The organism is Pseudomonas sp. P4795 (assembly GCF_048822895.1).
Lineage (GTDB): Bacteria > Pseudomonadota > Gammaproteobacteria > Pseudomonadales > Pseudomonadaceae > Aquipseudomonas.
Genome location: NZ_JBMFBT010000001.1, coordinates 898408 through 917773 on the forward strand (window position 1 = coordinate 898408; position 19366 = coordinate 917773).

Consider the following 19366-nt stretch of genomic DNA (forward strand, 5'->3'; position numbering starts at 1 on the left):
CATTTTTTGCGCGCTCACTTCGGCTGAACCGTGGATGGGGAACCATGAACACTTCTATCAGTACCGCCTACAACTACAAGGTGGTCCGCCAATTCGCCATTATGACGGTGGTGTGGGGCATCGTCGGCATGGGGCTCGGGGTTTTTCTCGCGGCTCAATTGGTCTGGCCCGAGCTCAACTTCGATCTGCCGTGGACCAGTTTCGGTCGCCTGCGCCCATTGCACACCAACGCGGTGATCTTCGCGTTCGGCGGCTGCGCGTTGTTCGCCAGTTCGTTCTACTCGGTGCAACGCACCTGCCAGACCCAACTGTTTGCGCCGAAAATCGCCGCGTTCACGTTCTGGGGCTGGCAGCTGGTGATTCTGTTGGCGGCGATCAGCCTGCCGCTGGGTTACACCAGCTCCAAGGAATACGCCGAGCTGGAATGGCCGATCGACATTCTGATCACCATCGTCTGGGTCGCGTACGCCATCGTGTTTTTCGGCACGATCATGCAGCGCAAGACCAAGCACATTTATGTCGGCAACTGGTTCTTCGGTGCGTTCATCATCACCGTGGCGATTCTGCACATCGTCAATAACCTGGAAATCCCGGTCAGCTTCACCAAGTCCTACTCGCTGTACTCCGGCGCCACCGACGCGATGGTGCAGTGGTGGTACGGGCACAACGCTGTGGGCTTTTTCCTGACTGCCGGTTTCCTCGGGATGATGTACTACTTCGTGCCGAAACAGGCCGAGCGTCCGGTGTATTCCTATCGCCTGTCGATCGTGCACTTCTGGGCACTGATCACCCTGTACATCTGGGCCGGCCCGCACCACTTGCACTACACCGCGCTGCCGGACTGGGCGCAGTCGCTGGGCATGGTGATGTCGCTGGTGCTGCTGGCACCGAGCTGGGGCGGGATGATCAACGGCATGATGACCCTCTCGGGTGCCTGGCATAAGTTGCGCAGCGACCCGATCCTGCGTTTCCTCGTGGTGTCGCTGGCGTTTTACGGCATGTCGACCTTCGAAGGTCCGATGATGGCGATCAAGACTGTCAACGCCCTCTCCCACTACACCGACTGGACCATCGGCCACGTTCACGCCGGTGCGCTCGGCTGGGTGGCGATGATTTCCATCGGCGCGCTGTACCACATGATCCCGAAAATCTTCGGCCGCGAGCAGATGCACAGCATCGGTCTGATCAACGCGCACTTCTGGCTCGCGACCATCGGCACCGTGCTCTACATCGCGTCGATGTGGGTCAACGGCATCGCCCAGGGCCTGATGTGGCGCGCAGTCAATGAGGACGGCACGCTGACCTACTCCTTCGTCGAAACCCTGGTGGCCAGCCACCCGGGCTTCGTCGTGCGCTTGGTAGGCGGTGCGATCTTCCTCAGCGGCATGTTCCTGATGGCTTACAACACCTGGCGCACCGTGCGGGCCTCGCAGCCTGCTGACGTCGCCGCTGCCGCGCAGATGGCCTGAGGAGTCCGCCATGAAACACGAAACGATTGAAAAGAACGTCGGCCTGTTGATGCTGTTGATGGTGCTCGCCGTGAGCATCGGCGGCCTGACGCAGATTGTCCCGCTGTTCTTCCAGGACGTAACCAATAAACCGGTGGAAGGCATGAAGCCCTACACCGCGCTGCAACTGGAAGGTCGCGACATCTATATCCGCGAAGGCTGCGTACAGTGCCACTCGCAGATGATCCGGCCGTTTCGCGCCGAAACCGAACGTTACGGGCACTACTCGGTGGCGGGCGAAAGCGTCTGGGATCACCCGTTCCTCTGGGGTTCCAAACGCACCGGGCCGGATCTGGCACGGGTCGGCGCACGCTACTCGGATGACTGGCACCGCGCGCATTTGTACAACCCGCGCAACGTCGTACCGGAATCGAAGATGCCGGCCTACCCATGGCTGGTCACGCAAGCGGTCGACAGCAGCCACACCGAAACCAAGCTCAAAGTCATGCGCACCCTCGGCGTGCCGTACACCGACGACGACATCAGCGGCGCGGTCGCCAGCCTCAAGGGCAAGACCGAAATGGACGCCCTTGTCTCCTATCTGCAAGTGCTCGGCACTGCGATCAAGAGCAAGAGGTGATCACGATGGTCTTTGAAATGAGCGCAGGACTGATTCGTGGTTTAGGCACGGTCGTGGTGTTCGTGGCCTTCGTCGGCCTGACTTTGTGGGTGTTCAACGGCAAGCGCAATCCGGAATTCGCCGAAGCGCGCCTGCTGCCCTTCGCCGACGAACCACAACTCGCCCCAAATCCAGCATCTGAAGAAACAAGGAGTACCCGGTCATGACCACCTTCTGGAGTACGTGGATCTGCGTACTGACCATCGGCAGCCTGATCGGCCTGACCTGGCTGCTGGTCGGCACCCGTCGGGGCGAGACCAAGGGCAGCGTCGACCAGACCATGGGCCACAGCTTCGACGGCATCGAGGAGTACGACAACCCGCTGCCGCAGTGGTGGTTCATGCTGTTCGCCGGCACGCTGGTGTTTTCCGTGGGTTACCTGATTCTGTATCCGGGCCTGGGCAACTGGAAAGGTATCCTGCCGGGTTATGAGGACGGCTGGACTGGCGTGCACGAGTGGGAAAAGGAAATGAGCAAGGCTGACGCCAAGTTCGGGCCGATCTTTGCCAAGTTCGCCGCGATGCCGTTGGAAGAAGTGGCCAAGGATCCGCAGGCACTGAAAATGGGTGGCCGTCTGTTCGCCTCCAACTGCTCGGTGTGCCACGGTTCCGACGCCAAAGGCGCGTTCGGTTTCCCTAACCTCGCCGACAGCGACTGGCGCTGGGGCGGCGACGCCGACACCATCAAGGCAACCATCATGGGTGGGCGGATGGCGGCGATGCCGGCCTGGGGTGAAGCATTGGGCGAAGCCGGTGTGAAGAACGTTGCCGCATTCGTGCGTCATGAACTGGCCGGTCTGCCGCTGGCGGCGGATAACAAGGCGGATCTGCAAGCAGGTCAGCAGGCGTTCAGCACCATGTGCGTCGCCTGTCACGGCGCTAACGGTCAGGGCACTGCAGCGATGGGCGCGCCGAACCTGACGCATCCGGCGGGATTCATTTATGGCACCAGCCTGACGCAACTCGAGCAGACTATCCGCCACGGTCGTCAGGGCCACATGCCAGCGCAGAACGAGTTGCTGGGCAACGATAAAGTACAATTGCTCGCCGCTTATGTGTACAGCCTGTCACACGGATTGAATACAGATAATCTGCAAGTTGAAACCAAGAAAGACTGAAGCGTAGCACCCGACTGCCGCATTCTTTTGGATGCGGCAGTTCCCTGCCTCTTTGCGACCCATTGTCGCACCCCCTCTAAACCCCGCCTTTCGAATCCCCGGATTCGGGTCTAAGCTTGCTCGAGGCGAACTGGCGCGTGCCGGTTCCGGGTCAAGCTTGCGCGATGTGTTCGACCAATCAGATGAGCAACTGGCCGCAAAGGCAGGTAGATACCGGCTGTCGTGCCAAATGCCATCGGTCGCCCGATCCGGGCTTTTCAACACACGCAGTTACAAGTGACCTGAACCCTTCGCTTTTTTCGTTCGCTGCGACATTTTGTCCGAGGCCAATTTTGACCTTACGCGGCGTATGGAAAGGCCGCAGAATCAGCGCTGGGAAGCATTGACCCAGGTCATGGCGCGTTGCAATGACCCCCTGCTCTCTGCATACTTGCGGCCGATTTTAATCCTAATAAAACACCCAAACCGTGGAACCTTAGAATGAGCACAGCAATCAGTCCGACTGCTTATAACTATAAGGTAGTCCGCCAGTTCGCCATCATGACGGTGGTCTGGGGGATCCTTGGCATGGGGCTCGGTGTCTTCATCGCCTCGCAACTGGTCTGGCCGGAGTTGAACTTCGGTCTGCCATGGACGAGCTTTGGACGCCTGCGCCCGTTGCACACAAACCTGGTGATTTTTGCCTTCGGTGGCTGTGCACTGTTTGCCACTTCCTACTATGTCGTGCAGCGAACCTGCCAGACGCGACTGATTTCCGACAGCCTCGCGGCCTTCACCTTCTGGGGCTGGCAAGCGGTCATCGTCGGCGCGATCATTACCTTGCCGCTGGGTTACACCACCACCAAGGAATACGCGGAACTGGAATGGCCGATCGCCATTTTGCTGGCCATTGTCTGGGTCACCTACGGTCTGGTGTTCTTCGGCACCATCACCAAGCGCAAAACCAAGCACATCTATGTGGGTAACTGGTTCTACGGCGCGTTCATCGTCGTGACCGCGATGCTGCACATCGTCAACCACGCGTCCCTGCCGGTGAATCTGTTCAAGTCTTACTCGGCCTACTCGGGCGCGACCGACGCGATGATCCAGTGGTGGTACGGCCACAACGCCGTGGGGTTCTTCCTGACCACCGGCTTCCTCGGGATGATGTACTACTTCGTGCCGAAACAGGCCGAACGTCCGATCTACTCCTATCGCCTGTCGATCGTGCACTTCTGGGCGCTGATCACCCTGTACATCTGGGCCGGTCCGCACCACCTGCACTACACCGCACTGCCGGATTGGGCACAATCGCTGGGCATGGCCATGTCGATCATTCTGCTGGCGCCGAGCTGGGGCGGCATGATCAACGGCATGATGACCCTGTCGGGCGCGTGGCATAAATTGCGCACCGACCCGATCCTGCGCTTCCTCGTGGTATCGCTGGCGTTCTACGGCATGTCGACCTTCGAAGGGCCGATGATGGCGATCAAGACCGTCAACTCGCTCTCGCACTACACCGACTGGACCATCGGCCACGTACACGCCGGCGCTTTGGGTTGGGTAGCGATGATCTCGATCGGCGCGATCTACCACATGATCCCGAAACTGTTCGGCCGCGCGCAGATGCACAGCGTCGGTCTGATCAACGCGCATTTCTGGCTCGCGACCATCGGTACCGTGCTGTACATCGCCTCGATGTGGGTCAACGGCATTACTCAAGGCCTGATGTGGCGTGCAATCAACGATGACGGCACCCTCACCTACTCGTTCGTCGAAGCGCTGCAAGCCAGCCATCCGGGCTTCATCGTCCGTGCTTTGGGCGGTGCGTTCTTCGCCAGCGGCATGCTGCTGATGGCTTACAACGTGTACCGCACCGTTCGCGCCTCGGATCCGGTGGAAGCCGAAGCCGCCGCCAAGATTGCTGTAGTTGGAGCTCACTGATGAAGCATGAAGCAGTCGAGAAGAACATTGGCCTGTTGGCCTTCTTCATGGTCATCGCCGTCAGCATCGGCGGCCTGACGCAAATCGTTCCGCTGTTTTTCCAGGACGTCACCAACAAGCCGGTCGAAGGCATGAAGCCGCGCACCGCGCTTGAACTGGAAGGCCGCGACGTTTATATCGCCAACGGCTGTGTCGGCTGCCACTCGCAGATGATCCGTCCGTTCCGTGCCGAAACCGAACGCTACGGCCACTACTCGGTTGCCGGTGAAAGCGTGTGGGATCACCCGTTCCTGTGGGGTTCCAAGCGTACCGGCCCGGACCTGGCCCGTGTCGGCGGTCGTTACTCCGATGACTGGCAGCGTGCGCACTTGTACAACCCGCGCAACGTAGTGCCCGAGTCGAAAATGCCGGCTTACCCGTTCCTCGTGGAAAACAAGCTCGACGGCAAGGAAACCGCCAAGAAAATGGAGGTCTTGCGTACGCTCGGCGTTCCGTACACCGATGAAGACATCGCCGGTGCACAGGATGCCGTGAAGGGCAAAACCGAAATGGACGCGCTGGTGGCCTATCTGCAAGGCCTGGGCACCATCATCAAAAGCAAACGGTGATCTAGATGGATATCGGGATGATTCGTGGCCTGGGCACCGTTGTTGTGATGGTGGCCTTCATCGGTCTGGCGTTGTGGGTGTTCAGCCCCAAGCGCAAGTCGGAGTTTGAAGACGCGACCTTGTTGCCTTTCGCGGATGATCCCGAAGCCATCAAGCACGTCGAGCAAGCTTCTAGGAGTAACAAAGAATGACTACGTTCTGGAGTCTGTACGTCACAGTCCTCAGTCTGGGTACGATTTTCGCCCTGACCTGGCTGCTGCTGTCGACCCGCAAGGGCCAGCGCAGCGAGCAGACGGACGAGACGGTTGGCCACTCGTTCGACGGGATCGAGGAGTACGACAACCCCCTGCCGAAATGGTGGTTCATGCTGTTCGTCGGCACCATCGTTTTCGCCCTGGGTTATCTGGTGCTGTACCCGGGCCTGGGCAACTGGAAAGGTCTGCTGCCGGGTTACAACTACCTCGATACCGAGAAACAGACCGCGTTCGCCAACGGCCAGACCGGCTGGACCGGTGTGCACGAGTGGGAAAAGGAAATGGCTCGTTCGGACGCCAAGTTCGGTCCGATCTTCGCCAAGTTCGCGGCGATGCCGATTGAAGAAGTGGCCAAGGACCCGCAAGCACTGAAGATGGGTGGCCGCCTGTTCGCCTCCAACTGCTCGGTGTGCCACGGTTCCGACGCCAAGGGCGCCTACGGTTTCCCGAACCTGACCGACGCCGACTGGCGCTGGGGCGGCGAAGCGGAAACCATCAAGACCACCATCATGGGCGGCCGTCACGCGGTGATGCCGGCCTGGGCCGAAGTGATTGGCGAGCAAGGCGTGGCCGATGTGGCTGCGTACGTGGTCACCAACCTCGATGGGCGCAAGCTGCCGGAAGGCACCAAAGCCGATGTCGCCAACGGCCAGAAACTGTTCGCCGGCAACTGCGTGGCCTGTCACGGTCCAGCCGGTAAAGGTACGCCGGCAATGGGCGCCCCTGACCTGACCCACCCGGGCGCGTTCATCTACGGTTCAAGCTTCGCGCAACTGCAACAGACCATCCGTTACGGCCGTCAGGGCCAGATGCCTGCGCAGGAACAGCTGCAAGGCAATGACAAGGTGCACCTGCTGGCGGCTTACGTTTACAGCCTGTCCCACGGTGAAAAAGCGCCGGAAGCCGAGGCGCAGTAACACCAACGCTTGAAGCAAAAAAACGGCCCCACCAATGTGAATTGGCGGGGCCGTTTCATTTTCCCTCTCTACTGATTCATAGAATATTGCCTCCACCGAGACTGTCCAGGCCGGAAGGTTTGCGCTTCTTGCCAGAGTCGTCCGGCGGGTTGCTCTTCTGTGTGGACGGATCCTTCGTCTCCTCTGCAGCTTCGGTAGACTCAAGCGCTGCCAGAGCCGCTTGCAGCTGCGCGACGGCCACGGAAGCTCCCGGAATCGCGATATTGAGAATGACGTTCAGTGCATCAATTTCTTTCTGAGTAACGCCAAGTGCCTTGAGAGTGCTTTCGTTCATACATTTTCATCCTTGAAAAAAGTCCGGTGTACCGGATAAAACCAATGAAAGCGGTGCCCTGGAGGTTACTCAAGGCCGACTGGCCCAGATGGACTTCACCGGGACCGTAGGCACGGACTGCGGTTTTTGCCATTCATTGTTCTCGATGAGGTTGACGTGCAGCTGCTTGCGGTCATCTGAGAAGCTGGCCGTCAGGTAAGTCTGCTGGGACGTTGCGCCGCTGAGAAACATCGGCACCTTACCCATCCAGCGCTTGGCCCCACCTCGGGTATGGTAATGACCCGCAAAGATGGCGGTGACTTCATACTTCTCGATCATGTCCAGAAAGCGCTGTTGCTGTTGCCTGTCTCCCTGCCAGTCATCCCATTTGTGCATGTTGAGGATGATGGCGTAGCCCTGAGTCCTCGCCACCCACAAATCGTTTTCCAGCCAGTCCAGTGCGCTGGTGATATTGAAGGTTGTCGGATTCAGTGCATGAGCAATCTTCGTGGTATAGGTAGGCTCGTTATTGAGTTGTACCAGATGAACTTCTCCGACACTCTTCGAGTAAGCCAGACTGCCCGAATAAAGGATATCCAGAAAACCGCCGGTGACTTTCAGGTCGAAATTATTCACCTTCGCCTTATGATGTTCATTGAACTCGACAATACTGCCCGCCGCACAACTATTGCTGAAACAGTCATCCACGTTATTTTCGTAATCGTGATTACCCAGGCCGTACAGGTAATCACCCTTGAAGTATTTTTCCAGGGCCGACTTCATGTACGAGCGCTGCCAACCGTGGCCGAAAGCAGTAATGTCACCGTTGATCATCAACGGGATTGCCGCCTGCCCCCCGTGGGCATTTCGAAACTCGGCGATACTGCGCAACTGGCTGTCCACCAGCCATTTGGCACGCTTTTCGAAATCCGCATCGGATTCCGGCGCTTCGCTGTCGGTCTTGTCAGTCCAGGGGTATTGCGTATCGGACGCGAACACCATATGCCGTGGCATGCCCTCAACGGCATGAGCCAAAGTAACAAAAACGAATAAACAGACACCCAGCAGAAACTTTACCACTCCATTGAAATACATAACCTTGAAACTCCATTTAATCTGAATAAGAACTGGCGCGAATATCGCCAGACGCAAACATATTCGATCAAACGGAATCTTTCAAAGCAGACTACAGGAGCAATTAAATAAACTTGTTTCAAACATACAAACAACAGAAAACCAAAGTTTCTTGTTTCAACCAGACTTCTCGAAGTTTGACCACTGGCAACGAACAGCCAGGAGCCGGGTTTCGGCCATGCAGATGACCAGACAGCGCAATGGCGACGAATCGCCTAGACTCATTTATTGGCCGACCCAAAAAGGGCGATCTCTCACAAGTCAATTGATTCAAGTCATTACACCATCAATTGATTTTGCCCAACGCGACCAAAGGTCGCACCCGTTCGTCGGTATGACAGGCGTATCATTGCGCCACCGCAACAGCCCTTTCTGACCCCGGTTGGCACGTATCGACCGAGGCATTTTTCCACTGCCGTGGGATGCAATGATGAGCAATCAGATTCCGGTACACGACGTCACACCACCGAGCAAAAACGCGAACAACAGCGTCGATCTTTACGCCTCTAGAGAAAAAATCTACACCCGCGCTTTCACCGGCCTGTTCCGCAATCTGCGGATGTTGGGCGGTGCCGGACTGTTCCTGCTGTATTTCGGCACGGTGTGGCTGAACTGGGGCGGGCATCAGGCGGTGTGGTGGAACCTGCCGGAGCGCAAGTTCTTTATCTTCGGTGCAACCTTCTGGCCGCAGGATTTCATCCTGCTGTCGGGGATTTTGATCGTCGCCGCGTTCGGCCTGTTTTTCATCACCGTGTATGCCGGGCGGGTCTGGTGCGGGTACACCTGCCCGCAAAGCGTCTGGACATGGATTTTCATGTGGTGCGAGAAAGTCACCGAAGGCGACCGCAACCAGCGCATCAAGCTCGACAAAGCGCCCATGAGCGGCAACAAACTCCTGCGCAAGCTGGCCAAACACTCGTTGTGGTTGCTGATCGGCTTTGTCACCGGCATGACCTTCGTCGGCTATTTCTCGCCAATCCGTGAGCTGGTGTTCGAGTTCTTCACCGGCCAGGCCGATGGCTGGTCGTATTTCTGGGTCGGTTTTTTCACCCTCGCTACTTACGGCAACGCCGGTTGGTTGCGCGAGCAGGTGTGCATCTACATGTGTCCGTATGCGCGTTTCCAGAGCGTGATGTTCGACAAGGACACGCTGATCGTTTCCTACGATCCACGTCGCGGGGAAACCCGTGGCCCGCGCAAGAAAGGCGTCGATTACAAGGCGCAGGGTTTGGGCGACTGCATCGACTGCACGATGTGCGTGCAAGTCTGCCCGACCGGCATCGACATCCGCGACGGCCTGCAAATCGAGTGCATCGGTTGCGCCGCGTGCATCGACGCCTGCGACAGCATCATGGACAAAATGGACTACCCGCGTGGGTTGATCAGCTATACCACCGAGCACAATCTGTCCGGGCAGAAAACCCATAAACTGCGTCCGCGCCTGATCGGCTATGCCGTGGTGCTGCTGGCGATGATCAGCCTGTTGGCGGGGGCTTTCTTCATGCGCTCGCTGGTGGGTTTCGACGTCAGCAAGGACCGCGTGCTGTACCGCGAAAACGCCGAAGGCCGAATCGAAAACGTCTACAGCCTGAAGATCATGAACAAGGACCAGCGCGACCATACCTACCTGCTCGAAGCCAGCGGTCTGCCGGATCTGCGTCTGCAAGGCAAACGCGAGATCAAGGTCGCCGCCGGGGATATTTTCAGCATGCCGGTCGAGCTGTCGAGCGCGCCTGAGCAACTGCCGTCGAGCACCAACGAGGTGAAATTCACCCTCAAGGATGCCGATGACGCCAGCGTCCACGTTGAAGCCAAGAGCCGATTCATCGGCCCACAAATTCGTTGAGAGAACTGAACATGCCCGCAGCAAACGCCGCAAGTCCTTGGTACAAGCATCTCTGGCCATGGATCATCATCGCGATTCTCGCCTGCTCGGTGACCCTGACCCTGTCCATGGTGACCATCGCGGTGAACAACCCGGACAATCTGGTCAACGACAACTACTACGAGGCGGGCAAGGGCATCAACCGCTCGCTGGATCGCGAGCTGTTGGCGCAGACCCTGAAGATGCGTGCCAGCGTGCATCTGGATGGCGTCACTGGCGAAGTCGATTTGCGCTTGAGCGGTGACAGCCAGCCGAACACTCTGGAGCTGAACCTGATCTCGCCGACGCAACCGGAGAAGGATCGCAAGATTGTGCTGGCGCGCAGCGAATCGGAAGCGGGCCGCTATATCGGTCAGTTGGGAGACAAGGTTGAAGGTCGGCGGTTCGTCGAATTGCTCGGTACGCAGGATGAGCATATTTGGCGGATGTTCGAAGAAGAACAGGTCAGCCATGACAAGGATCTGCTGCTCGGAGACGAACCCCTCCAGGGCGCGGAAGACCTGAAGAAGTGAGTCAACGTCAAAAGCCCCTCACCCTGACCCTCTCCCAGAGGGAGAGGGGACTGGTCTCGGGCGTTTGCGTAATTGATCTACTTCAGTGACGTTAGCGCTGACTGAACCTGTTAATCCGGCCACCACCATTCGGCTCCCTCTCCCCCCGGGAGAGGGCTGGGGTGAGGGCAAGCGGACCACTCAAATACCCGGGCTTACCCCGTCGACGATGCCATGACCACCCCACTCCCCTGCTACCACTGCGCCCTGCCCGTTCCGTCCGGCAGCCGCTTCACCGCTGTCGTGCTCGGGGAGTCGCGTGAGTTCTGCTGTCCGGGCTGTCAGGCCGTGGCCGAAGCCATCGTCGCCGGCGGGCTCGAAAGCTATTACCAGCATCGCAGTGAAGCTTCGGCCAACCCCCAAGCGCTGCCAGTGCAACTGGTCGACGAGCTGGCGCTGTACGACCGCGCCGATGTGCAAAAACCTTTCGTGCGGCATGAAGGCGAACTGGCCGAAACCACCCTGTTGATGGAAGGCATCAGTTGCGCCGCGTGCGGCTGGTTGATCGAGAAACACCTGCGCACTCTGCCAGCGGTGGCCGAGGCGCGACTCAATCTGTCCAACCATCGCCTGCACGTACGCTGGGCCGACGCGCAATTGCCGCTGAGCCAGATCCTCGGCGAACTGCGCCACATCGGTTACGCCGCGCACCCGTATCAGGCCGACCGCGCCAGCGAACAAATGGCCAGCGAAAACCGTCTCGCCCTGCGTCAACTCGGTGTCGCCGGTTTGCTGTGGTTCCAGGCGATGATGGCGACCATGGCCACCTGGCCGGAATTCAACATCGACCTCAGCCCCGAGCTGCACACGATACTGCGCTGGGTCGCGCTGTTTCTGACCACGCCGATCGTGTTCTACAGCTGCGCGCCGTTCTTCAAAGGCGCGATGCGCGATTTGCGCACGCGCCATCTGACCATGGACGTTTCGGTGTCGCTGGCGATTGGCGGCGCCTACATCGCCGGGATCTGGACCTCGATCACTGGCGTCGGCGAGTTGTATTTCGACGCGGTGGGCATGTTCGCGCTGTTCCTGCTCGCCGGACGCTATCTGGAACGCCGCGCCCGCGAGCGCACCGCTGCCGCCACTGCGCAGTTGGTGAACTTGTTGCCGGCCTCGTGCCTGCGTCTCGATGAGTCCGGCCAGAGCGAGCGCATCCTGCTCAGCGAACTGCGCCTCAACGATCACGTGCTGGTGCAACCGGGTTCGATTCTGCCGGCGGACGGCAAGATCCTCGACGGCCAGTCGAGCGTCGACGAATCGCTGCTGACCGGCGAATACCTGCCGCAACCGCGCAGGCCGGGGGATGCGGTCACCGCCGGCACGCTCAACGTCGAAGGCGCACTGACGGTTGAAGTGCAGGCGCTGGGTCAGGACACGCGGCTGTCGGCCATCGTCCGTTTGCTCGACCGCGCCCAGGCCGAAAAACCACGGCTGGCAGAAATCGCCGACCGTGCCGCGCAGTGGTTTCTGCTGCTGTCGTTGATCGCCGCCGCAGCCATCGGCCTGCTGTGGTGGGAGCTGGATTCGTCGCGGGCGTTCTGGATCGTTCTCGCCATGCTCGTAGCGACCTGCCCTTGCGCACTGTCGCTGGCAACGCCGACCGCGCTAACCGCCGCCACCGGCACCCTGCACAAACTCGGTCTGTTGCTGACGCGCGGGCATGTGCTGGAAGGCCTGAACCAGATCGACACGGTGATTTTCGACAAGACCGGCACCCTCACCGAAGGGCGATTGGTGCTGCGTTCGATCCGCCCGCTCGACGCACTCGACAGCGATCAATGCCTGAGCCTTGCCGCCGCGCTGGAAAACCGCTCGGAACACCCGATTGCCCGCGCCTTCGGCCGAGCGCCGCTGGCCGCCGAAGAAGTGCACAGTTCGCCAGGGCTGGGTCTGGAAGGTCTGGTCGGCGAGCAGCGTTTGCGCATTGGCCAGGCTGAGTTTGTCTGCGCCCTCAGCACAGCCGATATCCCGCCGATGCCCGACGAAGCTGGTCAATGGTTGTTGCTCGGAGACAGCCACGGGCCGCTGGCGTGGTTGGTTCTCGATGATCGCTTGCGTGCCGATGCTCCGGCGTTGCTCGCCGCGTGCAAGGCGCGTGGCTGGCGGACGCTGCTGCTGTCGGGCGACAGTTCGCCGATGGTCGCCAGTGTCGCCGCCGAACTGGGTATCGACGAGGCCCATGGCGGTCTGCGCCCGGACGACAAGTTGCAAGTACTGCAACAACTGCACAAGGAAGGCCGCAAGGTGTTGATGCTTGGCGACGGGGTCAACGACGTGCCGGTGCTGGCTGCGGCCGACATCAGCGTGGCGATGGGCTCGGCCACCGATCTGGCCAAGACCAGCGCTGACGCGGTGCTGCTGTCCAATCGTCTCGACGCGCTGGTGCAAGCCTTTACGCTGGCGCGTCGCACCCGCCGGGTAATCATCGAAAACCTGCTGTGGGCCGCGCTGTACAATGGTCTCATGTTGCCGTTCGCGGCCCTCGGCTGGATCACCCCGGTGTGGGCCGCAGTCGGCATGTCGATCAGTTCGTTGACCGTGGTGCTCAATGCCCTGCGCCTGACTCGTTTGCCGAGCGCGCCAAGCATTCACGCCACGTCGGAAAATCGCCCGCTGCCGGCCTGAGCCGCGCGGGCCTGGAGTAGCAGATGCCAGCTCTTTACGTGATGATCCCGGCCGCGCTGCTGATCGTGGCGATCGCCGTGTACATCTTTTTCTGGGCGGTGGACAGCGGTCAGTACGACGACCTCGACGGCCCGGCCCACAGCATTTTGTTCGACGATCAGGACCCGAACCACACTGCAGCGGTGGACGAAGTCAAACCGGCCAAACCCGACGACAAGGCTCCGCCCCATGCTTGAATTGGCGCCACTGCTGGTGTCTGCGCTGATCCTCGGTTTGCTCGGCGGTGGCCATTGTCTGGGCATGTGCGGCGGTTTGATGGGCGCGCTGACACTGGCAATTCCCAAGGAACAACGCAGTCGGCGTTTTCGCTTGCTGCTGGCGTACAACCTCGGGCGGATCCTCAGTTATGCCACGGCCGGGCTGTTGATCGGACTCGCCGGCTGGGCGCTGGCCAACAGTCCTGCGGCGTTGTTCATGCGCGTGTTGGCCGGGCTGCTGCTGATCGCCATGGGTTTGTATCTGGCCGGCTGGTGGAGCGGACTGACCCGCATCGAAAGCCTCGGACGCGGTTTGTGGCGCTACATCCAACCGGTCGCCAATCGCCTATTGCCAGTGTCGAGCCTGCCGCGCGCCTTGCTCCTTGGTGCGCTGTGGGGCTGGCTGCCGTGCGGACTGGTTTACAGCACCTTGCTGTGGTCGGCGAGTCAGGGCAATGCGCTGGACAGTGCGTTGTTGATGCTCGCGTTCGGCCTCGGCACCTGGCCGGTGTTGCTCGCGACCGGCCTCGCCGCCGAGCGCGTCACCGCGTTGTTGCGCAAACGCAGCGTGCGTATGGCCGGCGGCTTGCTGGTGATCCTGTTCGGCATCTGGACATTGCCCGGCCCACACCAGCATTGGCTGATGGGCCATTAAGATCTGCGGTTGATGCAAATCAAGAGCCCCATCGCCTCACCCCGATAGACTCGCCAACACTGCCAGCCTATCCGGGGAACGCCCGCATGCTCGACGCCATTCGTTGGGACACCGATTTGATCCGCCGCTACGACCTGGCGGGGCCGCGCTACACCTCGTATCCCACGGCCGTTCAATTCAACAGTCAGGTCGGCACCTTCGACCTGTTCCACGCCCTGCGCGACAGCCGCAAGGCGCAGCGTCCGTTGTCGCTGTACGTGCATGTGCCGTTCTGCGCGAACATTTGCTACTACTGCGCCTGCAACAAGGTCATCACCAAGGATCGCGGGCGTGCCCTGCCCTATCTGCAACGGCTCGAGCAGGAAATCCAGCTGATCGCCTGCCACCTCGACCCGCTGCAGAAAGTCGAGCAACTGCACTTCGGCGGCGGCACCCCGACCTTCCTCAGCCACGACGAACTGCGCCAGTTGATGGCGCACCTGCGCAAGCATTTCAATCTGCTCGACGATGATTCCGGCGACTACGGCATCGAGATCGACCCGCGTGAAGCCGACTGGTCGACCATGGGCCTGCTGCGTGAACTGGGCTTCAACCGGGTCAGCATCGGCCTGCAAGACCTCGACCCGGCGGTACAACGCGCGGTCAACCGTCTGCAAAGCCTGGAAGAAACCCGCGCGGTAATTGATGCGGCGCGGACCCTGCAATTTCGCTCGATCAACATCGACTTGATCTACGGCTTGCCGAAGCAGACCCCGGACAACTTCGCCCGCACCGTCGACGAAGTGATCAGCCTGCAACCGGACCGGCTCTCGGTGTTCAACTACGCGCACCTGCCGGAACGCTTCATGCCGCAGCGGCGGATCAATGGCAACGAACTGCCGGCAGCGGCGCAGAAACTCGAAATGCTCCAGCGCACCATCGAGCAACTGACTGCCGCCGGTTATCGCTACATCGGCATGGACCACTTTGCCCTGCCCGACGATGAACTGGCGGTGGCTCAGGAAGAATCGACGCTACAGCGCAATTTCCAGGGCTACACGACACATGGGCACTGCGATTTGATTGGTCTGGGCGTTTCAGCGATCAGCCAGATTGGTGATCTGTACTGCCAGAACAGCAGTGACCTGAATGAATACCAGAACACCCTCGCCTCCGCGCAACTGGCGACCAGTCGTGGCCTGGTGTGCAACGCCGATGATCGCTTGCGCCGCGCCGTGATCCAGCAATTGATCTGCAATTTCAGCCTGGATTTCGCCGAAATCGAGCGCACCTTCAACGTCGATTTTCAAGGCTACTTCGGCGCACTCTGGCCGCAACTGCAAGACATGGCCAGCGATGGCTTGATCGAACTTGATCGTGATCGGATCAATGTACTACCGGCCGGACGCTTGCTGGTGCGTTCGGTGTGCATGGTCTTCGACGCCTATCTGGAACAGCAGAACCGTCAGCGTTTTTCCCGGGTGATCTGACTTTGGCGTTGCCCTGCGGCTTTATGCCTGTGGGGCAATCTCGCCACAAGCTGGCCTGGATGTCCTCTCGTGGGTTACCCTTACGTCTTATGTGTGTTTTCCCACAAGGATTGAAGAAATGTCTGAGCCAGTTAAACAGCGCGCTCACAACCAGGCACACTGCAAGGATTGCAGCCTGGCCCCTCTCTGCCTGCCACTTTCTCTGAATCTGGAAGACATGGATGCGCTGGACGAAATCGTTAAACGCGGTCGCCCGTTGAAAAAAGGTGAGTTCCTGTTCCGCCAGGGCGACACGTTCGATTCCGTTTTTGCCGTGCGCTCCGGCGCCCTGAAAACCTTCAGCCTGAGCGATGCCGGCGAAGAACAACTGACTGGCTTCCACCTGCCGAGCGAACTGGTCGGCCTGTCGGGCATGGACACCGAGAAACATCCGGTCTCCGCCCAGGCGCTGGAAACCACCTCGGTCTGCGAAATCCCCTTCGAACGCCTCGACGAACTGGCCCTGCAATTGCCGCAACTGCGCCGCCAGTTGATGCGCGTGATGAGTCGTGAAATCCGCGACGATCAGCAGATGATGTTGCTGCTGTCGAAGAAAACGGCCGACGAGCGCATCGCGACTTTCCTGGTGAATTTTTCGGCACGTTTCCGCGCTCGCGGCTTCTCGGCCAACCAGTTCCGTTTGAGCATGTCGCGCAATGAAATCGGCAATTATCTGGGGCTGGCGGTGGAAACCGTGTCCCGCGTGTTCACGCGCTTTCAGCAGAACGCGCTGATTGCCGCCGAGGGCAAAGAAATTCATATTCTCGACCCGATTCAGCTGTGCGCACTGGCCGGCGGCTCGCTCGAAGTCTGATCTCGACCCGCGGCCGAGCGAATCGTTTCAGCCGCGGGTATACTGCGTCGTTTGCAGCCCTGCCAGGACAACTCGACGATGGTCTTCGACTCCTTCGACATCAAATCCCTGATCCGCCCCGTGATCGACTTCCCGAAACCGGGCGTGATCTTCCGCGACATCACCCCGCTGTTTCAGTCGCCGACGGCCCTGCGCCTGGTGATGGACAGCTTCGCCCACCGCTATGTGGAAGCTGATTTCACCCACATCGGCGCGATGGATGCGCGTGGTTTTCTGATCGGCTCGGTGTTGGCCTATCAGTTGAACAAGCCACTGGTGCTGTTCCGCAAGCAAGGCAAGCTGCCGGCGGACGTGCTGGCCGAGGGTTATGCGACCGAGTACGGCGAAGCCTTCCTTGAAGTGCACGCTGACAGCCTGTGTGAAGGCGATTCGGTGGTGATGTTTGATGATTTGATCGCGACTGGCGGCACCCTGATTGCTGCAGCGAACCTGATTCGCCGCATGGGCGCCCGCGTTCACGAAGCGGCGGCGATCATTGATCTGCCAGAGCTGGGTGGCTCGCAGCGTTTGCAGGACATGGGCATTCCGACCTTTTGCCTGACGCAGTTTGCACTGTCTGACAAATAGTAAAGATCAAAAGATCGCAGCCTTCGGCAGCTCCTACAGGTGAAATGCAATCCCGTGTAGGAGCTGCCGAAGGCTGCGATCTTTTGCTTCTAAAGCCCCATCTGCTTGCTGATGATTTCGTTCATCACTTCCCGCGTCCCGCCGCCAATCGACAGCAGGCGATTATCCCGATACAGCCGTTCGACCAGACTCTCGCGCATGTACCCCATGCCCCCAAGTATCTGCACCGCCTCCGTGGTGATACGATCCGAGGTGTCCGTAGCGAAATTCTTGGCCATGGAAATCTCCTTGATCACACTCTTGCCCGCCGCCATCTTCGCCGCCTGCCGGTAAGTGAACTCCCGCGACACTTCCAGCGCCGTGGCCATTTCGGCGAGGCGATGTTTGATCACCTGAAACTTGCCAATCGGTTTGCCAAAGGCTTCACGCTCGCGCGCCCACTTCAGGCTTTCCTCCAGCGCTAGCTGTGAAGTCATGTTGGCCATCAATGCCAGCGCCAGGCGTTCGCTTTGGAAGTTGCCCATGATGCAGGCGAATCCCATGTTTTCTGCGCCGATCAGATTTCCTACAGGCACACGGCAATCGTCGAAGAACAATTCAGCCGTGTCCGACGCCCACCAGCCCATTTTCTTCAATTGCCGGCCGACGCTGAAACCCGGCGTGCCCTTCTCGATCAGCAACAGACTGATACCGCCGAAACCCGGCGCGCCGGTGCGCACCGCGACGGTGTAGTAATCCGCGCGGATGCCGCTGGTGATGAAGGTTTTGCTGCCGCTGACGCGGTAATGCTCGCCGTCCCGCACGGCGCGGGTTTGCAGGTTGGCGACGTCGGAGCCGCCACTTGGCTCGGTGACGGCCAACGCGCTGATCTTCTCGCCGCTGAGCACTTGTGGCACTACGCGGTCGCGAATTTCGGGGCGCGCCCATTTGACGATCGGTGGCAGGCCAATATCCAGAGAACCCAGGCCCGCGACCAATCCGCCAGAGCCGCAGCGCATCAGCTCTTCGCTGGCGGCGACTTTGGCGAACAGGTCGCCTTCGTGGCTGCCACCGAGCGCTTCGGGATAGCCGATGCCAAGAATGCCGGCGGCGCCGGCCTTCTGGTACAGCTCGCGGGGGAAGCTTTCGGATTCTTCCCACGCGTCAATGTCCGGCAGGATCTCGCGCTCGACGAAACGTCTGACACTGTCGCGGACCATTTGGTGGCTGGGGTCGAAGTATTCCTGGAAGGCAGGCATCGGCGAACTCCACTGGGGGGTTCACCGACGTTAACCGAGCGCTTGCTTGGTTTTCAACCCTAAGAAGGGCGGAAGATCAAAAGATCGCAGCCTTCGGCAGCTCCTACACAAGATTTGCATTTCAACTGTAGGAGCTGCCGAAGGCTCGGGCCGCGTTCGGACGATCTTTTGATTTTAAAGGGATATCGGTTTACGCCCGGCAAACGAATGCGCCAGGGTCCCGCCATCCACCAACTCCAGCTCGCCACCCAACGGCACGCCATGAGCGATGCGCGAGGCGATCAGCCCTTTGTGCTGCAACAGCTGCGCGATGTAGTGCGCGGTTGCTTCGCCTTCAACAGTTGGGTTGGTCGCGAGAATCACTTCGGTGAAAGTCCCCGCCTCTTCGATCCGCGCCAGCAGTTGCGGAATGCCGATCGCCTCCGGGCCGAGGCCATCCAGCGGCGATAAGTGCCCCTTGAGCACAAAATAGCGCCCCCGGAATCCGGTCTGCTCGACCGCGTAGACGTCCATCGGCCCTTCCACCACACACAGCAGCGTGTCGTCGCGGCGGGTGTCGGCGCATTGCGGGCAGAGGTCGTCTTCGGTCAGCGTACGGCATTGGCGGCAGTGTCCGACCCCTTCCATGGCCTGACCCAGCGCTTGAGACAGGCGCGTGCCGCCGCTGCGGTCGCGTTCGAGCAACTGCAACGCCATGCGCTGGGCAGTTTTCTGACCCACGCCCGGCAGAATTCGCAGGGCGTCGATCAGTTGGCGAATCAAAGGGCTGAAGCTCATGGGTAAAAAGTCCGACAAAACAACGAGACGCGGTTT

General features: G+C 59.9%; 20 protein-coding genes. 16 read left to right on the forward strand and 4 right to left on the reverse strand.

What is annotated here, in order from left to right; translation table 11 throughout:
- The first annotated feature begins 44 nt into the window (after positions 1-44).
- From ccoN (ACOI8A_RS03880) to ccoP (ACOI8A_RS03915), 8 genes are all read left to right on the forward strand, one after another.
- Positions 45-1469 (forward strand): cytochrome-c oxidase, cbb3-type subunit I, encoded by a 1425-nt coding sequence (ccoN, locus tag ACOI8A_RS03880; protein WP_420648768.1) that lies wholly within the window; start codon positions 45-47, stop codon positions 1467-1469.
- A 10-nt stretch (positions 1470-1479) separates the two neighbouring features.
- Entirely contained in the window at positions 1480-2088 is a 609-nt protein-coding gene (gene ccoO / locus ACOI8A_RS03885) for a cytochrome-c oxidase, cbb3-type subunit II (protein WP_420648769.1), read from the forward strand.
- A gap of 5 nt (positions 2089-2093) precedes the next feature.
- Positions 2094-2294, forward strand: a complete 201-nt coding sequence (locus ACOI8A_RS03890) for a cbb3-type cytochrome oxidase subunit 3 (protein ID WP_420648833.1) — start codon at positions 2094-2096, stop codon at positions 2292-2294.
- On the forward strand, positions 2291-3244 hold the full coding sequence (ccoP, locus tag ACOI8A_RS03895) for a cytochrome-c oxidase, cbb3-type subunit III (protein ID WP_420648770.1): 954 nt from the start codon (positions 2291-2293) through the stop codon (positions 3242-3244). The genes ACOI8A_RS03890 and ccoP (ACOI8A_RS03895) overlap by 4 nt, the downstream gene beginning before the upstream one ends.
- A 480-nt stretch (positions 3245-3724) precedes the next feature.
- Positions 3725-5167 carry a cytochrome-c oxidase, cbb3-type subunit I gene (ccoN, locus tag ACOI8A_RS03900; RefSeq protein ID WP_420648771.1) on the forward strand — a complete coding sequence of 481 codons (1443 nt, stop codon included), beginning with the start codon at positions 3725-3727 and terminating at the stop codon, positions 5165-5167.
- On the forward strand, positions 5167-5775 hold the full coding sequence (ccoO, locus tag ACOI8A_RS03905) for a cytochrome-c oxidase, cbb3-type subunit II (RefSeq protein WP_150594629.1): 609 nt from the start codon (positions 5167-5169) through the stop codon (positions 5773-5775). The genes ccoN (ACOI8A_RS03900) and ccoO (ACOI8A_RS03905) overlap by 1 nt, the downstream gene beginning before the upstream one ends.
- A 5-nt stretch (positions 5776-5780) precedes the next feature.
- Positions 5781-5966: a CcoQ/FixQ family Cbb3-type cytochrome c oxidase assembly chaperone gene (locus tag ACOI8A_RS03910; RefSeq protein WP_003175465.1), complete on the forward strand. Its 186-nt coding sequence runs from the start codon at positions 5781-5783 to the stop codon at positions 5964-5966.
- Positions 5963-6946, forward strand: coding sequence for a cytochrome-c oxidase, cbb3-type subunit III (gene ccoP / locus ACOI8A_RS03915; protein ID WP_420648772.1), 984 nt, complete (start codon positions 5963-5965; stop codon positions 6944-6946). The genes ACOI8A_RS03910 and ccoP (ACOI8A_RS03915) overlap by 4 nt, the downstream gene beginning before the upstream one ends.
- A gap of 76 nt (positions 6947-7022) precedes the next feature.
- Here the strand turns inward: ccoP (ACOI8A_RS03915) and ACOI8A_RS03920 are convergent, their stop codons facing one another.
- Both ACOI8A_RS03920 and ACOI8A_RS03925 read right to left on the reverse strand, forming a co-directional pair.
- A complete protein-coding gene (locus ACOI8A_RS03920) occupies positions 7023-7280 on the reverse strand; it encodes a hypothetical protein (RefSeq protein WP_420648773.1) in 258 nt (85 codons plus the stop codon).
- A 69-nt stretch (positions 7281-7349) separates the two neighbouring features.
- Positions 7350-8354, reverse strand: coding sequence for a metallophosphoesterase family protein (locus tag ACOI8A_RS03925; protein ID WP_420648774.1), 1005 nt, complete (start codon positions 8352-8354; stop codon positions 7350-7352).
- A 469-nt stretch (positions 8355-8823) separates the two neighbouring features.
- On the opposite strand from ACOI8A_RS03925, the gene ccoG reads away from it, so the two are divergent.
- From ccoG to ACOI8A_RS03965, 8 genes are all read left to right on the forward strand, one after another.
- Complete coding sequence (gene ccoG, locus ACOI8A_RS03930) at positions 8824-10239, forward strand: cytochrome c oxidase accessory protein CcoG (RefSeq protein WP_420648775.1); 1416 nt, start codon at positions 8824-8826, stop codon at positions 10237-10239.
- 11 nt (positions 10240-10250) lie between these two features.
- On the forward strand, positions 10251-10790 hold the full coding sequence (locus ACOI8A_RS03935; RefSeq protein ID WP_420648776.1) for a FixH family protein: 540 nt from the start codon (positions 10251-10253) through the stop codon (positions 10788-10790).
- A gap of 213 nt (positions 10791-11003) precedes the next feature.
- The gene (locus ACOI8A_RS03940) at positions 11004-13454 is read left to right on the forward strand and encodes a heavy metal translocating P-type ATPase (protein ID WP_420648777.1); all 2451 of its coding nucleotides are present in this window, start codon (positions 11004-11006) and stop codon (positions 13452-13454) included.
- A 23-nt stretch (positions 13455-13477) separates the two neighbouring features.
- The gene (ccoS, locus tag ACOI8A_RS03945) at positions 13478-13690 is read left to right on the forward strand and encodes a cbb3-type cytochrome oxidase assembly protein CcoS (protein ID WP_420648778.1); all 213 of its coding nucleotides are present in this window, start codon (positions 13478-13480) and stop codon (positions 13688-13690) included.
- Complete coding sequence (locus ACOI8A_RS03950; protein ID WP_115077156.1) at positions 13683-14366, forward strand: sulfite exporter TauE/SafE family protein; 684 nt, start codon at positions 13683-13685, stop codon at positions 14364-14366. Before ccoS ends, ACOI8A_RS03950 begins: the two co-directional genes overlap by 8 nt.
- A gap of 86 nt (positions 14367-14452) precedes the next feature.
- A complete protein-coding gene (gene hemN / locus ACOI8A_RS03955) occupies positions 14453-15835 on the forward strand; it encodes an oxygen-independent coproporphyrinogen III oxidase (RefSeq protein ID WP_420648779.1) in 1383 nt (460 codons plus the stop codon).
- Positions 15836-15953: 118 nt separating this feature from the next.
- Positions 15954-16688, forward strand: coding sequence for a fumarate/nitrate reduction transcriptional regulator Fnr (fnr, locus tag ACOI8A_RS03960; RefSeq protein WP_420648780.1), 735 nt, complete (start codon positions 15954-15956; stop codon positions 16686-16688).
- Between the two features lie 78 nt (positions 16689-16766).
- Positions 16767-17315 (forward strand): adenine phosphoribosyltransferase, encoded by a 549-nt coding sequence (locus ACOI8A_RS03965; RefSeq protein WP_150701076.1) that lies wholly within the window; start codon positions 16767-16769, stop codon positions 17313-17315.
- Positions 17316-17404: 89 nt separating this feature from the next.
- Here the strand turns inward: ACOI8A_RS03965 and ACOI8A_RS03970 are convergent, their stop codons facing one another.
- Entirely contained in the window at positions 17405-18553 is a 1149-nt protein-coding gene (locus tag ACOI8A_RS03970) for an acyl-CoA dehydrogenase family protein (protein WP_420648781.1), read from the reverse strand.
- Between the two features lie 174 nt (positions 18554-18727).
- Entirely contained in the window at positions 18728-19330 is a 603-nt protein-coding gene (recR, locus tag ACOI8A_RS03975; RefSeq protein ID WP_420648782.1) for a recombination mediator RecR, read from the reverse strand.
- Positions 19331-19366: the final 36 nt, after the last annotated feature.

Coding starts and splice junctions, on each gene's coding strand:
- ccoN (WP_420648768.1), top strand. CDS start 45: ATGAACACTTCTATCAGTACCGCCTACAACTACAAGGTGGTCCGCCAA.
- ccoO (WP_420648769.1), top strand. CDS start 1,480: ATGAAACACGAAACGATTGAAAAGAACGTCGGCCTGTTGATGCTGTTG.
- ACOI8A_RS03890 (WP_420648833.1), top strand. CDS start 2,094: ATGGTCTTTGAAATGAGCGCAGGACTGATTCGTGGTTTAGGCACGGTC.
- ccoP (WP_420648770.1), top strand. CDS start 2,291: ATGACCACCTTCTGGAGTACGTGGATCTGCGTACTGACCATCGGCAGC.
- ccoN (WP_420648771.1), top strand. CDS start 3,725: ATGAGCACAGCAATCAGTCCGACTGCTTATAACTATAAGGTAGTCCGC.
- ccoO (WP_150594629.1), top strand. CDS start 5,167: ATGAAGCATGAAGCAGTCGAGAAGAACATTGGCCTGTTGGCCTTCTTC.
- ACOI8A_RS03910 (WP_003175465.1), top strand. CDS start 5,781: ATGGATATCGGGATGATTCGTGGCCTGGGCACCGTTGTTGTGATGGTG.
- ccoP (WP_420648772.1), top strand. CDS start 5,963: ATGACTACGTTCTGGAGTCTGTACGTCACAGTCCTCAGTCTGGGTACG.
- ACOI8A_RS03920 (WP_420648773.1), bottom strand. CDS start 7,280: ATGAACGAAAGCACTCTCAAGGCACTTGGCGTTACTCAGAAAGAAATT.
- ACOI8A_RS03925 (WP_420648774.1), bottom strand. CDS start 8,354: ATGTATTTCAATGGAGTGGTAAAGTTTCTGCTGGGTGTCTGTTTATTC.
- ccoG (WP_420648775.1), top strand. CDS start 8,824: ATGAGCAATCAGATTCCGGTACACGACGTCACACCACCGAGCAAAAAC.
- ACOI8A_RS03935 (WP_420648776.1), top strand. CDS start 10,251: ATGCCCGCAGCAAACGCCGCAAGTCCTTGGTACAAGCATCTCTGGCCA.
- ACOI8A_RS03940 (WP_420648777.1), top strand. CDS start 11,004: ATGACCACCCCACTCCCCTGCTACCACTGCGCCCTGCCCGTTCCGTCC.
- ccoS (WP_420648778.1), top strand. CDS start 13,478: ATGCCAGCTCTTTACGTGATGATCCCGGCCGCGCTGCTGATCGTGGCG.
- ACOI8A_RS03950 (WP_115077156.1), top strand. CDS start 13,683: ATGCTTGAATTGGCGCCACTGCTGGTGTCTGCGCTGATCCTCGGTTTG.
- hemN (WP_420648779.1), top strand. CDS start 14,453: ATGCTCGACGCCATTCGTTGGGACACCGATTTGATCCGCCGCTACGAC.
- fnr (WP_420648780.1), top strand. CDS start 15,954: ATGTCTGAGCCAGTTAAACAGCGCGCTCACAACCAGGCACACTGCAAG.
- ACOI8A_RS03965 (WP_150701076.1), top strand. CDS start 16,767: ATGGTCTTCGACTCCTTCGACATCAAATCCCTGATCCGCCCCGTGATC.
- ACOI8A_RS03970 (WP_420648781.1), bottom strand. CDS start 18,553: ATGCCTGCCTTCCAGGAATACTTCGACCCCAGCCACCAAATGGTCCGC.
- recR (WP_420648782.1), bottom strand. CDS start 19,330: ATGAGCTTCAGCCCTTTGATTCGCCAACTGATCGACGCCCTGCGAATT.